Source organism: Billgrantia sp. Q4P2 (assembly GCF_052806135.1).
The window spans coordinates 99,728-114,396 of the sequence record NZ_JBRBAI010000010.1; the positions used below are offsets into that span (position 1 = coordinate 99,728).

16 protein-coding genes are annotated in these 14,669 nt (G+C 64.3%); 11 read left to right on the forward strand and 5 right to left on the reverse strand.

Annotated features, from left to right (window positions below; all coding sequences use genetic code 11):
• Window positions 1–116: 116 nt before the first annotated feature.
• Both ACUY1T_RS17005 and ACUY1T_RS17010 read left to right on the forward strand, forming a co-directional pair.
• Window positions 117–656, forward strand: coding sequence for a PH domain-containing protein (locus ACUY1T_RS17005; protein WP_446024761.1), 540 nt, complete (start codon window positions 117–119; stop codon window positions 654–656).
• Window positions 653–2,188, forward strand: a complete 1,536-nt coding sequence (locus ACUY1T_RS17010; RefSeq protein WP_446024762.1) for a PH domain-containing protein — start codon at window positions 653–655, stop codon at window positions 2,186–2,188. The genes ACUY1T_RS17005 and ACUY1T_RS17010 overlap by 4 nt, the downstream gene beginning before the upstream one ends.
• On the opposite strand, the gene ACUY1T_RS17015 is transcribed toward ACUY1T_RS17010, so the two are convergent.
• Entirely contained in the window at window positions 2,176–2,580 is a 405-nt protein-coding gene (locus tag ACUY1T_RS17015; protein ID WP_446024763.1) for a glutaredoxin family protein, read from the reverse strand. The two genes, ACUY1T_RS17010 and ACUY1T_RS17015, sit on opposite strands and share 13 nt — an antisense overlap.
• 278 nt (window positions 2,581–2,858) lie before the next feature.
• Between ACUY1T_RS17015 and ACUY1T_RS17020 the strand changes: the two genes are divergently transcribed.
• From ACUY1T_RS17020 to ACUY1T_RS17060, 9 genes are all read left to right on the forward strand, one after another.
• Complete coding sequence (locus ACUY1T_RS17020; protein ID WP_446024764.1) at window positions 2,859–3,500, forward strand: LysM peptidoglycan-binding domain-containing protein; 642 nt, start codon at window positions 2,859–2,861, stop codon at window positions 3,498–3,500.
• 98 nt (window positions 3,501–3,598) lie between these two features.
• On the forward strand, window positions 3,599–3,946 hold the full coding sequence (locus ACUY1T_RS17025) for a hypothetical protein (RefSeq protein WP_446024765.1): 348 nt from the start codon (window positions 3,599–3,601) through the stop codon (window positions 3,944–3,946).
• A 17-nt stretch (window positions 3,947–3,963) separates the two neighbouring features.
• On the forward strand, window positions 3,964–5,070 hold the full coding sequence (locus ACUY1T_RS17030) for an acyltransferase family protein (protein WP_446024766.1): 1,107 nt from the start codon (window positions 3,964–3,966) through the stop codon (window positions 5,068–5,070).
• A complete protein-coding gene (locus ACUY1T_RS17035) occupies window positions 5,067–6,188 on the forward strand; it encodes a serine hydrolase (protein ID WP_446024767.1) in 1,122 nt (373 codons plus the stop codon). The genes ACUY1T_RS17030 and ACUY1T_RS17035 overlap by 4 nt, the downstream gene beginning before the upstream one ends.
• A 184-nt stretch (window positions 6,189–6,372) precedes the next feature.
• The gene (locus ACUY1T_RS17040) at window positions 6,373–7,443 is read left to right on the forward strand and encodes a TRAP transporter substrate-binding protein (protein ID WP_446024768.1); all 1,071 of its coding nucleotides are present in this window, start codon (window positions 6,373–6,375) and stop codon (window positions 7,441–7,443) included.
• Between the two features lie 62 nt (window positions 7,444–7,505).
• Complete coding sequence (locus ACUY1T_RS17045) at window positions 7,506–8,096, forward strand: TRAP transporter small permease (protein ID WP_446024769.1); 591 nt, start codon at window positions 7,506–7,508, stop codon at window positions 8,094–8,096.
• A gap of 3 nt (window positions 8,097–8,099) precedes the next feature.
• Window positions 8,100–9,383: a TRAP transporter large permease gene (locus ACUY1T_RS17050; protein ID WP_446024770.1), complete on the forward strand. Its 1,284-nt coding sequence runs from the start codon at window positions 8,100–8,102 to the stop codon at window positions 9,381–9,383.
• A 28-nt stretch (window positions 9,384–9,411) separates the two neighbouring features.
• Window positions 9,412–9,939 carry a gluconokinase gene (locus tag ACUY1T_RS17055; RefSeq protein WP_446024771.1) on the forward strand — a complete coding sequence of 176 codons (528 nt, stop codon included), beginning with the start codon at window positions 9,412–9,414 and terminating at the stop codon, window positions 9,937–9,939.
• 112 nt (window positions 9,940–10,051) lie between these two features.
• Complete coding sequence (locus ACUY1T_RS17060) at window positions 10,052–11,047, forward strand: substrate-binding domain-containing protein (RefSeq protein WP_446024772.1); 996 nt, start codon at window positions 10,052–10,054, stop codon at window positions 11,045–11,047.
• Between the two features lie 36 nt (window positions 11,048–11,083).
• Here ACUY1T_RS17060 and ACUY1T_RS17065 read toward each other — a convergent pair whose 3' ends face one another.
• The 4 genes from ACUY1T_RS17065 to ACUY1T_RS17080 all read right to left on the reverse strand — a co-directional run bounded on the left by ACUY1T_RS17065 (window position 11,084) and on the right by ACUY1T_RS17080 (window position 14,622).
• Window positions 11,084–11,833: an ABC transporter ATP-binding protein gene (locus ACUY1T_RS17065; RefSeq protein WP_446024773.1), complete on the reverse strand. Its 750-nt coding sequence runs from the start codon at window positions 11,831–11,833 to the stop codon at window positions 11,084–11,086.
• Window positions 11,827–12,897 (reverse strand): FecCD family ABC transporter permease, encoded by a 1,071-nt coding sequence (locus ACUY1T_RS17070; protein WP_446024774.1) that lies wholly within the window; start codon window positions 12,895–12,897, stop codon window positions 11,827–11,829. The genes ACUY1T_RS17065 and ACUY1T_RS17070 overlap by 7 nt, the downstream gene beginning before the upstream one ends.
• On the reverse strand, window positions 12,887–14,020 hold the full coding sequence (locus ACUY1T_RS17075) for an ABC transporter substrate-binding protein (protein ID WP_446024775.1): 1,134 nt from the start codon (window positions 14,018–14,020) through the stop codon (window positions 12,887–12,889). Before ACUY1T_RS17075 ends, ACUY1T_RS17070 begins: the two co-directional genes overlap by 11 nt.
• A 176-nt stretch (window positions 14,021–14,196) precedes the next feature.
• The gene (locus ACUY1T_RS17080) at window positions 14,197–14,622 is read right to left on the reverse strand and encodes a RidA family protein (protein WP_446024776.1); all 426 of its coding nucleotides are present in this window, start codon (window positions 14,620–14,622) and stop codon (window positions 14,197–14,199) included.
• Window positions 14,623–14,669: the final 47 nt, after the last annotated feature.

Below are 14,669 nucleotides of genomic sequence, written 5' to 3' on the forward strand. Positions count from 1 at the left end.
ACGTTCGCTGGTGATGCGCCTCCCTGCGGCGGTGTGTGTCCTCGCCTAATCAGCATAGCCAACGGGCGGTGAGAGAGGGCTGAAATCGCCCCGTTGAACCTGGAGAAGGAGCCTCTGTGACGTTTTCCAATCCTTCGCTGGACCCGCAGCGGCTACCGCTGCTGGAGGAGGCTCCGCTCGAACCCGTATCGTGGAGGCTGGCGCCCTGCCAAGCGCTGCTGCGCACCTTGCATTGGCTGTTTCTTGCCCTGCTGGCGTTCTTTCTTCCCCTCCTTCACGAAGAACTCGCCGTATGGCAGCCATGGTTGCCCGTCGGCGTGGCAACGCTGGGGGTAATCAGCGTGCTGGTGGGCTGGTGCGATGCGCGCCGGCGGGCCTATGGGCTGCGCCAGCATGACCTGATCTATCGTCGCGGTCTTCTGGTGCGGCGCACTCAGGTATTGCCGCTGGTTCGCTTGCAGCACGTCGAGACGCTGAGCAATCCGGTCGAGCGGGCCTTTGGCTTGGTACGGCTGGCCTGTTTCACGGCAGGCGGAAGAGGGGCGGACATGGTGCTCGAAGGTCTGACGGCCGAGCGTGCCGCGGCGATCCGCCAGCATTTGCTGGCGCAGCTGGAGAGTACGCCGGAAACTCAGGCAGGGCGGGATGCGCCATGAGCCAAGAGATGCGGCCGGGCGGCACGCCAAGCGATCTGGCGCAATGGCAGCGCCTTTCGCCCTGGGCGGTGATCTTGCTGTTGCTCAGCGGTGCCGCCACGCTGTTGCGTCAGCACATGCCGCTCGTACTCGGTGCTGGCGCAGGTCTGGCGCTGCTCGAGCGTGTGGGGTTGCGAGAGCTGGCGCTGGGTGGTGTCTTGCTGCTGGGCTTGGCGGCACTGGTCAGCCTGCTCTATTACCGACGCTTTCGATACCGTTTCGAGGGTGATGTGCTGATCGTGCAGAAGGGCTTGCTGGAACATCGCGAGTTCAAGGTGGCGGCGCGTCACGTGCAGCACGTTGCCATACACCAGCCGGCCTACATGCGCCCCTTCCGGCTGGTGCTGTGGGAAGTGGAAACGCTGGCGGGGGAGGCGTCGCGCATTGCGCTGCCCGGTATCCGGCGTGACAGGGCCGAGGCCCTCGGCCAGCGCCTGCGCGTGAAGGACGACCCGCCAGGAGCAGGCCTTAGCCGCCAGCCCGGTGCCTACACCAGCACCAGGTTGCTTGCTCGTGGCAGTGAGCCGGTCTTTGCCATTACCTGCGGGGCCATCGTTCTGCATGGCCTGGCCAGCCGTTCGATCTATGTGATCGCGGCGATGCTCTCACCGCTGGTGCGCCCGCTGGAGCGTTGGCTGCACGACCGCCTGCCCCAGCTCGACCTGGCCGCCTGGCTGCCTGCCTCACTCTGGGTCGCGGTGCCCCTGGGCATCGTGGTGGTCATGGCGCTGCTGGCATTGCTGGCCGTTCTCGCCGCCTGGTGGCGCTTCCATGGCTATGTGCTGCATGACGAAGGCGATCGTCAGGTGCAGGTCAGTGGTTTGTTCAACCGCCAGGAACAGGCGCTGAGCCTGGCACGGTTGCAGGTAGTGGAGTGGGTGCAGACGGGCCTTGGCCGCTTGCTGGGGCGTGGCTACCTGGTCTGCCATCAGTTCGGTGCACTGGGCGGCGATGCCGCCGAGTCGCGGCGCTTCGTGGTTCCGGGTCTCACCCGGAAGCAGGGTGGCGAGCTGACGGCCCGCTTGTGGCCGGGGTATGGCGCCGAACGTCCCCTGCAGCGGGTGGATGCGAGCTACCGGCGGGTCCTGCTGTTGCGGCATGCGCTGTTGCTGGGGGTGGCTGCGACGCTGGTACTGGCCCTGTTCGCTTCGCTGGAACTGCCCGCGCCGGCATGGGGCGGGCTCGCCGGGTTGGTCCTGCTGGCATCCGCGGGGCTGGCCCAGCTGCGTTGGATGGCCACCGCCTGGGCCATGGAGGAAGGCTACCTGCGCATTCGCCGCGGGGTGCTGGGGCAGCGCACCGGGATCTTTCCCATGCACCACCTCATTTCATTGAGCATCCAACAGAGCTGGTTGCAGCGCCGGCGCGGCGTTGCCACCCTGCACCTCGAACTGGCCAACGGCCGCCAGAGCCTGCCGTACCTGAAAGAAACCGAGGCTCGCCGGCTCGCCGATACGCTGCTGTTCTGCGTCGAAACCGGTCAGGCCGCCTGATCGCTATGGCCGAAACGACGATGCAGCCAGGCATTGATGGCGTCGGACTCGTACAACCACTCTTCGCCGCCATCGTCATGGGCGATGAGCAGGCAGGGTACCTTGACCTTGCCGCCACCTGCCTCCAGCTCCCGCCGACGGTCTGGGTCGAGTTGGGCGTCGCGAACCTCGATCTTCAGCCCCAGCCGGGCCATCTCCTTGCGCACCTTGATGCAGAATGGGCAAGAGCGGAACTGATACAGCGCCAGCTGACGGCACCCCTCGTCGACGCGGGCTTGCTCCTCGGCGGGGCGCGCGATGCTTTGCGGCGTGGAGAGTTTTTCGGCGATCAGCATGACCGGCGACAGCACCAGCCGTACGCCGCGAAAGAAATAGCGCAATACAAGTCTCATTGCAGCCCCAGTGGCAGATGAATTCACAGGGGGCACATGATGCCGTGACCGCTGCCAAGTTCCAAGCCGAGCTGCAGCGACAGGAGCATGACAGCCCTGCCGAGGATGAAGTAACGGGTCATGACACCGCTGCGTTGATTAGCAAGCAGGCATGAATGTACCTGACTGGCCATACTGTGCCACAGGGCAGGCCCTTGTGCTCGCCCGACTTCTCTTGATGACCGCTGGCCTCGTTGGGCTGCGGTCCACACCAACAATAACCGCAGAGAGGTTGTGTCATGAAACAGGCTATCATCTTGTTGCGAGAACGCACTGGGGGGCTTGCATCACTCCTTGGCCTGCTGGCGGCGGGGCTGCTGGCGATTTCCTTCAGCACGGCAACCCTGGCCCAGCAGGATGACGAGGCCGAGGAAGCCACCGCCGAACAGGCCGAAGAGGCATCCGCCGAAGACGTTGCCGCCGAAGCTGACGGCCAGGATGCGGCTGCGCTTGCTGAACAGCTGGAGGAGCGTGAGCGACAGCTGCGCGATGCCCAGCGAGAGCTTGCCGCGTTGCGCGCCCGCCTGCCGGCCGAGGAGGGCGGTGAGCTGGACCTCGATGGTGCCCTGCGCTCGGCCAGCGTGACGATGGGGGCGATTCGTGCCACGCGAGGGGAACTCATGCGAGCTGGCGGACGTGATGAGGCGCTGGAAGAGAGTATCGACGAGCTGGTCGATGAACTCGGGCGCGAGCAGCGCCTGGTGGCGCGCGGGTTGGACGCCAACCTGTACCGGGTGCGCCGCGGTGATACCCTGGCGAGCATCGCGGGGCGCTTCTATGGCAATCCCCAGCGTTGGGAGGAGCTGCATGAGGCCAACCGCCACGTGCTCGAGAACCCCGACCTGGTCTGGCCGGGCCTGACCCTGGTGATTCCTCGCTGAAACGAATGGCCTGTCGTCGACGGTGGTGGGCGGCGGGCTCTCTTTCCTATAGATTCTGGCTAAAGGCGCTTCTGCTTGGCCATGCAGGTGGTACCGCAGTGAAGGCAAAATGTCGTGGTGTCATGGCTGGGCTGGCCCTGCTGGCTCTCGCGGCCTGTTCGGATTCGACGGGCGAAGTGCGTGAAGTGAGCTTGGCCGTACTCGTCAACCAGGCCGAGCAGCTCGCTGGTTCCCGGGTCGCTACTCAGGGAACGGTGAGGCACTTCGAGAACCCGCTTCACTACTGGATCGAGGATGAGGACCTGAACCGGGTGGAGATCTTTCCCCAGGAGCGGATCGCTCCCCACCTGGGTGAAACGGTGCGCGTCGTCGGCGATTTCGAGTACTCTCCCACGGAGGGGCGTCGTTTGACCTTGGAGAGCATCGAGCCGGTCGAGAGCCGATAGGGTTGGAGGGAACCGCCATGATCGGGCTCAGCCAGCGGCCGCAGCTGCCGTCATTGCCCGCCCGGGTAGAGGCCATCGACCTTGCCCGCGGCATCGCCATTGCCTTGATGATCCTCAGTCATGCGGTCAGTGGGCTGCTGGGCATTCGCCAAGTGCCCGATTGGGGCATGGTGCCGATCCATCTGCTCACCAAATTCTCCTCATCGCTGTTCATCCTGGTGTTCGGCATTGCCCTGGCGGTGGCCTTTCTGCCCAAGGTCGACACGCCCGGCTGGCCGCAGCGCCGGCTCAAGCTGATGCTGCGTGGGCTGGAAGTGCTCTTCTGGTACAAGGCGCTGACCATCGTAGAGATGCTGCCGCTCTTCCCCCCTCAGGACATTCTCGAGGCGCTGCTCTACCAGCGCTTCGCCATCTGGGTCGAGATTCTCGGCTTCTATGCCCTGGCGCTGCTATGGCTGCCTTGGGTGCTGCCGCTGTGGTGCCGCATGCCGCTGTGGACGCGGCTGCTCGCTCCGGTGGTAGTGGGCGTGCTCTCGGTGATGCTCGAACGCCATTTCCACTTCTGGGGCAGCGAGATACTCAAGGCACTCTTGGTCGAAGATGCCGACCATTACACCTGGGGGCAGCTTTCGCGGCTGCCGTTGGTGATGCTGGGGCTACTGATCGGTGAGGCCGTACTGCGCTGGTATGGCGAGCCGGCCACTCGCCGCCGCCTGGTGGCCTGCCTGGCCGGAATCGGGGCGGTATTCCTGATTGGCTTCGCGGCGCTTTCCCTGCCTGAACCGTACGAGGCCTTGATGGCGGTGGCGTGGAACGCCGGCAAGCATCCGCCGGAGGTGCCCTTCATGCTCTTCAGTACCGGCGGAGCGTTGGTGATCATGGCGCTCTGCCTGCTGGGCGGCCGACGTGCGGCCATCTGGCTCAAACCCCTCAGCGTGATCGGCAGCGATGCCCTGCGCGCGTTCATCTTCCATATCGTGGTCATTTTCCTGGTGCTGCGCTTGCTGTTGGGCGCCTGGCAGGTCTACAGCTACCCGCAGGTGCTGGCAATTGGCCTGGCACTGATACTTCTCACCGCGGGCTGGATTGCCCTGATGCGCTGGTTCAGGGAGCGGAGTCGATGATCGGCAAGACGTTTCGGGAGTGCGGGCAGCATTGGCTACACAAGCTCGTGCGGGCACTGTTGCTGCTGGCCATGGCGATACCGTCGCTGGCCACGGCACAGCCTGGCTGGGCGGAGCAGGTCGAGGCTTGGGTGGAGCCGCCCTGGGCCGAGCGCCTGGAAGCCAGGTTGGCGCTACTCGAAGCCGGCTTCGGCGGCGAGCTCGGCGTGCACGTGCGAAACCTCGAAACGAATGCACGCCATGGCTGGCGCGATGAAGAATCCTGGTACCTGGCCTCGCTGGTCAAGGTGCCGGTGGCGATCGAGCTGATGAGCCGCGTCGAAGCAGGGGAGATGGCGCTGCAGGACCGACTGACGCTTCATCGCAGCGACTATGTCGACGGTGCCGGCTCCACCAACTGGGCGGCACCGGACAGCCTGCTCACGCTACGTCAATTATTGGAATCGATGATTACCGTCAGCGACAACACGGCAAGCGACATGCTGATGCGTCATCTGGGGCTGGAAAGCGTCAACGCCAGGGCGCGCCAGCTCACACCCGCCAACGGGCTGGGGCCGATTACCACCCTGGTCGACGTGCGTCGCCATGCCTATGCCAACCTGCATCCGGATGCTTTCCACCTGGGGGGCATGGACTTCATCGAACTGCGCAAGCGCCAGGACGATGCTGCCCGGGTGGCGTGGCTGCGTCAGCGCCTTGGCCTGGCCCCGCAGGAGCTGCTGCTACCGAGCCTCGACGAAGCCTTTCGCCACTACTACGCCACCGAACTCAACAGCGGCCGGCTCGACGCCTTCGGCGACCTGCTCGAAGCATTGGCGCGGGGCAGGGCGCTGGGGGCGGATGCCACCGCCGAGCTGCTGGCGGTCATGTCCCGGACCAGCAGCGGCGAGCGGCGGCTCAAGGCCGGCCTGGGCCGCGACATCCGCCTGGCTCACAAGACCGGCACTCAGCACCGGCTCGCCTGCGATGCAGGTATCGCTACCCAAGGGCAGGGCGATGGCGCCCGCCGCGTCGTGATCGTGGCCTGCGTGCGCGGCGAGCCCGATCTGGCCCGCAACGAGCAGATGCTGGCCGCGATCGGGCGTGCCGTGAAGGAAGCGGGGGTGTTCGAGGGCTGAACGGGGCGTGTGCCGAGATGGTGGCAGGCTTGTTTGTACGACGAACGTCTAGTGGGTAATCGTCATGTTCGAGATTGACAGCCCTATAGCGGATGTCTAGCCTTCTAGCATCGGATGTTACCGGTAACAAATAACGCCGGCATTCGACGCCCAACTCACAACGATAATTCGACTGGAGTCCGCCATGACCACCATCTGGCGCAACACCCTCACGCTAGCCGGTGCTGCTACCCTTTCCCTGGGCATCGCCTACGCCCAGAGCCCCGACCTTTCCGATCCGCCCGCTATCGAGGGCGATGTGGTGGGCGATCACGGTAGCCATACCCTGCGCATGGGCATCGGCCTGGCCGAGAGTTCGCCGCAGTATCTTTCCGTCCAGTACTTCGCCGACATCCTCGACCAGCGCACCGAGGGGCGTATTTCCGTCAATGTCTTCCCCAACAGCCAGTTGGGCGATGACGTGCAGATGATGGAGATGCTCCAGACCGGTTCACTGGACATGACCTATCCTTCTTCTTCGCCGGCGACCACTTACGTCCCAGAGCTGGCGGTGTTCGACCTGCCGTTCCTGCTGCCGACCCGCGAAGCGGCCATCGCCGTCATGCAGAGCGATACCGCCCAGCGCATGCTCGATGGCTTCGAGGGCAGCGGTATCAAGGCGCTGGCCTTCTCCGAGAACGGCTACCGTCAGCTTTCCAATAGCGCGCGACCGGTAGAGTCGCCCGAAGACGTAGCCGGCCTCGACGTCCGCGGCCTGACCGTACGCACCATGGAGAACCCGGTGCACTTGTCGATCTGGGAAACCCTCGGCGCCAACCCCACGCCGATGGCCTTCGGTGAACTGTTCTCGGCCATGGAGCAGGGTGTGGTCGACGGCCAGGAGAACCCCTGGAGCACCATCCTGACCTCAAACTTCCACGAGGTGCAGGACTACGGTTCCGAGACTCGCCACGTCTACACCCCGTTCATCCTGATGATCTCCGAGCGCACCTGGGATCGCCTGGCACCGGAGTATCAGGAGCTGGTGCAGGAAGCGGCGCGTCAGTCAGCCGAGTACGAGATCCAGCTGGCTACCGAGTATGACGACTGGTCGCGCGAGCAGCTCGAGGAGCGTGGCATGCAGATCACCCGTCTCAACGACGAGCAGATCGCCGCTTTCCAGGAAGCCGTGCAGCCGGTGTACGAGCAGTGGGCGCCGCGCATCGGCGAGGACCTGATCGCCGAGATCCAGGCCATCGTCGAATCCACTCAGTAATCCTTCCAACCGCCTGACTTGGCAGGGCAAGGGGTGTCCCCTTGCCCTGCACGGAGCGCTGCATGACTTCGCCCACCCAACTGCCCAACGAGGCCAGCGCCTATCTGGATGATCCCAGGCGCAAACCGCTCGAACTCGATATCGAAGGGCACCATGGCCCGGCCATCTTCCGCTGGGCGACCCGTCTCATGGAACATCTGATCGCGACGATCCTGGTGGCGCTGATCGTCTCGGTGTCGGCCAATGTCATCGGTCGCTCATTGTTCAATCGCTCGCTGCCCTGGGCCGATGAGTTGGCGCGCATGCTGTTCATCTGGCTGATCTTCGTCGGCGCCGCGGCGGCCTTCGCCCGCTACGAGCACATTGCCGTCGATTTCCTGGTGCGCCGGCTCAAGCCGCGGGCCGCTTACCTGGTTTACCTATTGCAGCACCTGATCATCGCCACGCTGATGGGCATCGTGGTCTGGGGCGGCTACCTGGTCATGTCCCGCTCCACCGGCCGCACCGCCATCCTCGGTGTGCCGTGGAACCTGATCAACATCTCGCTGGTGCTCTGCTCGCTGTTCATCGTGGCGGTGGCCCTCTGGCGTGCCTGGCAGTGCCTGCGCCTGATTCGCGACCCCGACCTCGTCAACCGAACGGCAGGAGACTGAGCCATGCTGTGGATCTTCCTGGGTATCCTGTTTGCCTCCATCGCCATTGGGTTGCCGATCGCCTTCGGTCTCGGCGTGGCCGCGGTCGTCATGGCCGTACTCTCCAACATTCCACTGTCGATCCTGATCGAGCAGTCGATCCGTGGGGTCAACAATTTCCCCTTGTTGGCCATCCCTTTCTTCATTCTGGTTGGCGAGGTGATGAGCAACGGTGGCATCGCCCGTCGGTTGATGGAACTCGCCGGCGCGCTGGTCGGTTTCGTGCGCGGTGGGCTAGGGCAAGTGGCGATCACCGGCTCGATGTTCTTCGGTGGCATCAGCGGCTCGGCGGTGGCCGATACCGCCGCCACCGGCGCGATGATGATCCCGTCGATGAAGCAGCAGGGCTATTCCGCCCCGCATGCCACGGCGATCAACACCGTCTCCTCGGTGATCGGCATCATCATCCCGCCTTCCATTCCGCTGATCCTGTTCGGCATCGTCACCGAAACCTCGATCAGCCGCCTGTTCATCGCCGGTATCGTGCCGGGCCTGCTGATCGGCTTCGCGCTGATGGTGACCACCTTCATCATGGCCAGCATCGAGCATGCCGGACAGACCCGTAAATTCGAACTGGGCCGCCTGTGGCAGGCCTTCAAGGCAGCATGGCTGGCGCTGGTACTGCCGGTAATAGTGATTGGCGGCATTCTCGGTGGCGTCTTCACCGCCACCGAGGCAGCCGTGGCGGCGCTGCTCTACTCGCTGTTCATTTCGCTGGTGGTCTATCGCGAATTTCATCCGCGCGAGCTGTGGGGCATGCTGATTCGCACCGCACGCCTGACCGGCATGGTGCTGCTGTTGCTGGCCTTTGCCACCGTCATTGCCTGGTTCCTGACCATCAACATGGTGCCGCAGACCCTGGTGCGCCAAGTGCAGGCGATCACCCAGGAGCCGTTCTGGCTGCTGATGATCGTGGCCGGCTTGCTGCTGCTGGTGGGCTTCGTGATGGACCTGACCCCGGCGATGGTGATCATGGCGCCGATGCTGACGCCGATCGTCACCTCGGTGGGGGTCGACCCGGTCTACTTCGGCGTGCTGATGGCCTTCATTCTCGGTATCGGCCTGCTGACGCCCCCGGTGGGCACCTGCCTCTACGTGGGTTGTGGTGTCGGTCGGGTCAGCATGGAACAACTGGTCAGGGCGATGCTGCCTTACTACGCGGCATTGCTGGTGGTATTGGTGGTGCTGATTGCCTTCCCTGGGATCGTGACCTGGCTGCCCGACATGGCCGCAGTCCGTGGAAACTGAGTGCGGCAACTGATAACCGGGAGGTCTCGTGAAGGATGGCACATACCGCATCGTGGTGATGGGGGTGTCGGGGTCGGGCAAGTCGCATATCGGCGCCTTGCTCGCCAGTCGCCTGGGCGTCGCTTTCATTGATGGCGACGATTACCACTCGCCGGCCAGCATCGACAAGATGGCCAACGGCATTCCGCTAGGTGACGATGACCGCCGTGAATGGCTGGAAACCCTGGCGGGGCTGATCGGCGACCATCGTCGACGCGGTGTCTCGCTGGTGCTGGCCTGCTCGGCGCTCAAGCAGCGCTATCGGGAATGCTTGCGGCGCGGCGACCCCGAACTCGCCTTTCTGTTTCTCGAAGGGCAGCGCGAACAGCTGCGCCAACGCCTGGCCGCGCGGGAAGAGCACTTCTTTCGTGGCGAGGCGATGCTCGATAGCCAGCTTCACGACCTCGAGCCTCCGGGTGAAGTCGAGGCCGTGGTATGCAGCATCGCCGAGACGCCCGAGGCCATCGTCGAGAGTTTCCTGGAGGCGATGCCGGACTGCCGACGGCACGACCCTTGAGCCTCGGGTAGCGTCAACGGCACGCCCGCGGCGACTCCGGTATCATGCTGCTCGTGCCGGCGGCGGAGGTCGTTCGGCACGCGTCAGGGCCAACAGGAGCCAGTGGGGCATCGTGAAGAAGAAACGACCGACACTGCAGGACATTGCCGACCGGGTCGGGGCGACCAAGATGACCGTGAGTCGTTGCCTGCGCGACCCCACGACGGTATCGGAAGGGCTGCGCGAGCGTATCTTCAGCGTGGCAGAGCAGGTCGGTTACATCCCCAACCGGGCACCCGATCTGCTGTCGCGCGCCACCAGCCATTCCATTGGCGTACTGGTGCCGTCGTTGACCAACCAGGTGTTTGCCGACGTACTGGTGGGCATCGAGGAGGTCACCGAGCCCCTAGGCTACCATCTGATGCTCTCGCATTATGGCTACAGCCAGGAACTCGAGGAGCGCAGCCTGGCCTCGCTGCTCTCCTATAATGTCGATGGCGTGATCCTTTCCGACAGCCACCACACGGCGCGCACCTGCAGAATGCTCGAAACGGCGGGCATTCCCACCGTTGAGATCATGGACTCGCTGACGCCACCGCTGCACCAGGCGATCGGTTTCGACAACGTGCGTGCCGCCTACGACATGGTCGGTGAGATGATTCGCCAGGGGCGACGACGGATCGTCTATCTTGCCGTGCGGCTCGACGCGCGAACCCGGCAGCGCGAGCAGGGCTACCGCCAGGCGATGGAGGAGCAGGGGCTCAAGCCGCTAACCCTGCAGCGCAGCCAGCGCTCCTCCTACACCGTGGGGGCGGCACTGCTGGACGAGATCCTCGCAGAACATCCGGATACCGATGGCATCTTCTGTACCAACGACGACGTGGCGGTAGGCGCCTATTTCGAGTGCCTGCGGCGTGGCCTCAAGGTGCCGGAACGGATGGCCATCGCCGGTTTCCACGGCCACGACGTGAGCCAGGTGATGACCCCACGGCTGGCCAGCGTGGTGACTCCGCGCCAAGCGATCGGCAAGCGTGCCGCGACCGAACTGCTGCGACGCATCCAGGGCGGAGTGTTGGAGGAGCGCACCATCGACCTGGGTTATCGGATCGAGCTTGGGGGAACGCTATAGCGAAGGCCGGGCCTGGGCAGTTGCCCTGGCCTGGTCTCAAACGTCGGCTTCGACAATGAGCTGGGGCTGACCCTTCGAGCAGGGCTCGATACGGGCAGCGACCCGATACACCCTGTGCAACAGCTCTGGCGTGACCACATCGCAGGTCTTGCCGCAGGCAATCATGTGACCGTTTTCCAGCACCATGGCCTCATCGGTGAAGCGCAGCGCGTGGCCCAGGTCGTGAAGCGCCACCATGATGAGCATCCCACGCTCCCGGGCGAGCCGCCGCAGTATGGTCAGCAAGCCGATCTGGCGGTTGAGGTCCAGTGCCGAGGTCGGCTCATCGAGCAGCAGGATCTCGGGTTCCTGGACCAGGGCCTGGGCCGCACTGACGAGTTGGCGCTGGCCGCCGCTGATGTCTCCGATATCGCGCGCTCCAAGTGCCGTAATACCCAGCTCGTCCAACGCCTGGTCGACCTTGGCCAGGTCTTCCTCCATGACCTTCAGGGAGCGCCCCTGCATACGCGCCATCAGCACCGACTCGTATACCGTCAGCACGGCGTTGACGCCGGTGTCCTGGGGCATGTAGGCCACGGGCCTCTCCGAGGCAGCGCCCGTGATCCTGACTTCGCCGCCGCCCTTGAGCAGCCCGAAGATGCGCCGGAACAGCGTGGACTTGCCGGCGGCGTTGGGGCCGAGCAGCGCCACTACCTGGCCGCCCTCGAAGCGGGGTGTGGTGACCTCTGCCAGGATCTGGCGGCGGCCGTAGCGAGCCGACAGATGGTCGAGTTGGAGCGTTACCATGAGGCCTTCTTGTGGTTGAGGATGAGGAACAGAAAGAAGGGGATCCCCACCAGCGAGGTAATGATTCCAATGGGGATGACGGTGCCGGGCAGAATGCTCTTCGACAGTACGGAACCGATGGAGAGTATCAGCGCGCCGCACAACGCCGAGCCGGGGAGGAAGAAGCGTTGATCCTCGCCCACCAGCATGCGCGCGATATGCGGCCCGACCAGGCCGATGAAGCCGATGGTGCCGACGAAGGCCACCGCAATGGCGGCCAGCAGGGAGACCAGCACCATCACCTCCAGGCGCAGTGCGCGAGGGTTCACCCCCATGCTCTCGGCCTTGGTATCGCCCAGGCGCATGGCGGTCAATGCCCAGCCATGGCGGGCGAGCAGCGGCAGCACGGCGACCAGCACACTCAGCGCGACCCAGAACTTGGGCCAGGTGGCCTTGGTCAGGCTGCCCATGGTCCAGAACACCACCGCCGCCACGGCCTGCTGGCTGGAGAAGAACTGGATCAGTGCCATCAGCGAGTTGAAGATGAACACCATGGCGATGCCCAGCAGCACGATGGTCTCGATCGTGACCCCGCGCCGCAGGCTCATCGCATGGATGAGAAAGGCGGTGACCATGGCCATGATAAAGGCGTTGATCGGTACCACGTACTCCACCGCGGCCGGGACGATTACCACGCCGAAGGCCAGCGCCAACGCCGCACCGAAACTCGCACCCGCCGAGATGCCCAGCGTGAACGGGCTGGCCAGGGGATTGCTGAGGATGGTCTGCATCTGGGCGCCGGCTATCGACAGGCTGGCGCCGACGACCAGCGCCATCAGCGCTACCGGCATGCGGATCTCCCACAGGATGACCCGGGCCTGCTGGCTCACGGCATCCGGCGTCGCCAGCGCGGCCACGACCTCGGCGAGGCTGAAGCGGGCGGGGCCCAGCGCCAGGTCGACACAGAAGCTAAGCGCCAGGGCAAGCGTGAGCGCCAGCAGGATGAGCTGGCGCCGTAGCACGAGCGCACGATAGAAACCGTGCCCCTTGGTCTGCTCGATGGTCTGGGCGATCTCAGCGCTCATTCAGTGTGACCCAATAGCCGGATTCGTAGTCCACGGGCAGGAAGCGCTCGTGCAGTTCCTTCATCGTGGCCTCGGGATCGAGGTCGGCAAACAGCTCCGGATGGAACCACTTGGCCAGCTGCTGCACGGCGACGAAGTAGTAGGGGTTGTTGTAGAACTGGTGCCAGATGGCATGGAAGTTGCCGTTCTCCACGGCCGCGATACCGGTCATGGCGGTGCGCTCCGTCAGCGCCTCGAGCTTGGCTTGGGCAACGTCCAGATCGGCTCCTGGCCCCACGCCGACCCAGGCACCACCGGGCACGTAGGCGTCCCAGTTGCCGCCGGTGACGACTACCTGATCGGGATCGGCGGCAATGATCTGCTCGGGATTCAGCGTACCGAAGGTCGTCGGAATGATGTCCTTGGCGATATTGCTGCCGCCGGCGAGTTCGACGTACTCACCGAAGTTGCCGGGACCGAAGCTCATGCAGCAATCGTCCGAATAGCCGCCGGCGCGATCGACGAAGACGCTCGGCCGCTCATCGTCCGCGACCTCGGCTTCGATCACCTGCGTGACCCGTTCCATCTGCGACTCGGAGAATTCGATGAAGGCCTCGGCATCCTCCTCTTCGCCAAACAACTGGCCCAGCAGGCGCATGGAGGGGATGGTATTTCCGAGCGGATCCTCACGGAAGTCCACATAGACGATGGCGATGCCGAGTTCTGCCAGCTTTTCGTCGTAGGCGGCGTCTTCGGTGGCCGCCTTGGCCTCGAGGTTCATCAATACGACGTCGGGGTTGAGGGACGCCGCCTGCTCCACGTCGAAGGTGCCGTCCTTGAAGCCACCGAACGTCGGCAATGCCTCGAGCTCAGGGAACTTGGCGGCGTAGCGGGCGTAACTGTCCGGGTCGGCTTGCGAGAAATCCTCGCGCCAGCCCACCACGCGAGCGAAGGGGTCTTCCGGCTGCAGGGCGCCGAGCAGGTAGATCTGGCGCCCCTCGCCGAGGATGACGCGTTCCACGGGAACCTCGACGGTGACCTCGCGGCCGGCGATGTCGGTAATGGTGATCTCTTCGGCTTGGGCAACGGCGTAGCTGAAAGCCAGTGCCGTGCAGCAGAGTATCTTTGGAAGGTAGCTGTCCATGTTCGGGCTTCAACACTCAGTAGGAGGAAAGCACAATGCCGAACGGCTGGTGCATTCGGCACATCGGCTCGCTAAGAAAAATCAAGTGGCTATTGAGTATCATTCCCACTCTCAGGCGTGGCCAGTATGCTGTAACCTCCTATCTTTGTCGAGATGGGTAGGCGGTGACGCTTGCATCATGTCTCGTTATCGGCTTCGCGATCGCGGTAAGGGTCGGAATCCGGCTGGCGCGCCATCAGCGTGATTTCCACGTTGGCGCCACCGCTCAGGCGTAGCGATTCGGTGCAGGTACGCGCCGGGTAGCGGTGGTTCTCGAAGAATTCGGCGTAGGCGGCATCCATGGTGTGGATGGTGTCCAGGTTGGTCAGGTGGATGTCCACCCGTACCACGTTGGCCATCGAGGCGCCGGCATACTCCAGCATGCGCGACAGCCGGCGCATCACCCAGCGGGTCTCCTCGGCGATGTCGCCAAGCACGGCCTCTCCACCCTGAATGTCGGTCACCGTCAATCCGGAAAGGAAGATGTAGTGGCCATCCATCGCCATGTGGCTACCCGGGAAGACAGGGACGGCAAGCGTGGGGTCGTTGAGGAAACGGTGCATGTGGTGGGCCTCATTATTGTTCTGGCTTTCCCATTCATTGTGGTGCC

What these genes read in the sequence shown, in the direction of transcription:
- ACUY1T_RS17010 (WP_446024762.1), top strand. Translation starts at nt 653, where the DNA reads ATGAGCCAAGAGATGCGGCCGGGCGGCACGCCAAGCGATCTGGCGCAA.
- ACUY1T_RS17015 (WP_446024763.1), bottom strand. Translation starts at nt 2,580, where the DNA reads ATGAGACTTGTATTGCGCTATTTCTTTCGCGGCGTACGGCTGGTGCTG.
- ACUY1T_RS17020 (WP_446024764.1), top strand. Translation starts at nt 2,859, where the DNA reads ATGAAACAGGCTATCATCTTGTTGCGAGAACGCACTGGGGGGCTTGCA.
- ACUY1T_RS17030 (WP_446024766.1), top strand. Translation starts at nt 3,964, where the DNA reads ATGATCGGGCTCAGCCAGCGGCCGCAGCTGCCGTCATTGCCCGCCCGG.
- ACUY1T_RS17035 (WP_446024767.1), top strand. Translation starts at nt 5,067, where the DNA reads ATGATCGGCAAGACGTTTCGGGAGTGCGGGCAGCATTGGCTACACAAG.
- ACUY1T_RS17040 (WP_446024768.1), top strand. Translation starts at nt 6,373, where the DNA reads ATGACCACCATCTGGCGCAACACCCTCACGCTAGCCGGTGCTGCTACC.
- ACUY1T_RS17045 (WP_446024769.1), top strand. Translation starts at nt 7,506, where the DNA reads ATGACTTCGCCCACCCAACTGCCCAACGAGGCCAGCGCCTATCTGGAT.
- ACUY1T_RS17050 (WP_446024770.1), top strand. Translation starts at nt 8,100, where the DNA reads ATGCTGTGGATCTTCCTGGGTATCCTGTTTGCCTCCATCGCCATTGGG.
- ACUY1T_RS17065 (WP_446024773.1), bottom strand. Translation starts at nt 11,833, where the DNA reads ATGGTAACGCTCCAACTCGACCATCTGTCGGCTCGCTACGGCCGCCGC.
- ACUY1T_RS17070 (WP_446024774.1), bottom strand. Translation starts at nt 12,897, where the DNA reads ATGAGCGCTGAGATCGCCCAGACCATCGAGCAGACCAAGGGGCACGGT.
- ACUY1T_RS17075 (WP_446024775.1), bottom strand. Translation starts at nt 14,020, where the DNA reads ATGGACAGCTACCTTCCAAAGATACTCTGCTGCACGGCACTGGCTTTC.
- ACUY1T_RS17080 (WP_446024776.1), bottom strand. Translation starts at nt 14,622, where the DNA reads ATGCACCGTTTCCTCAACGACCCCACGCTTGCCGTCCCTGTCTTCCCG.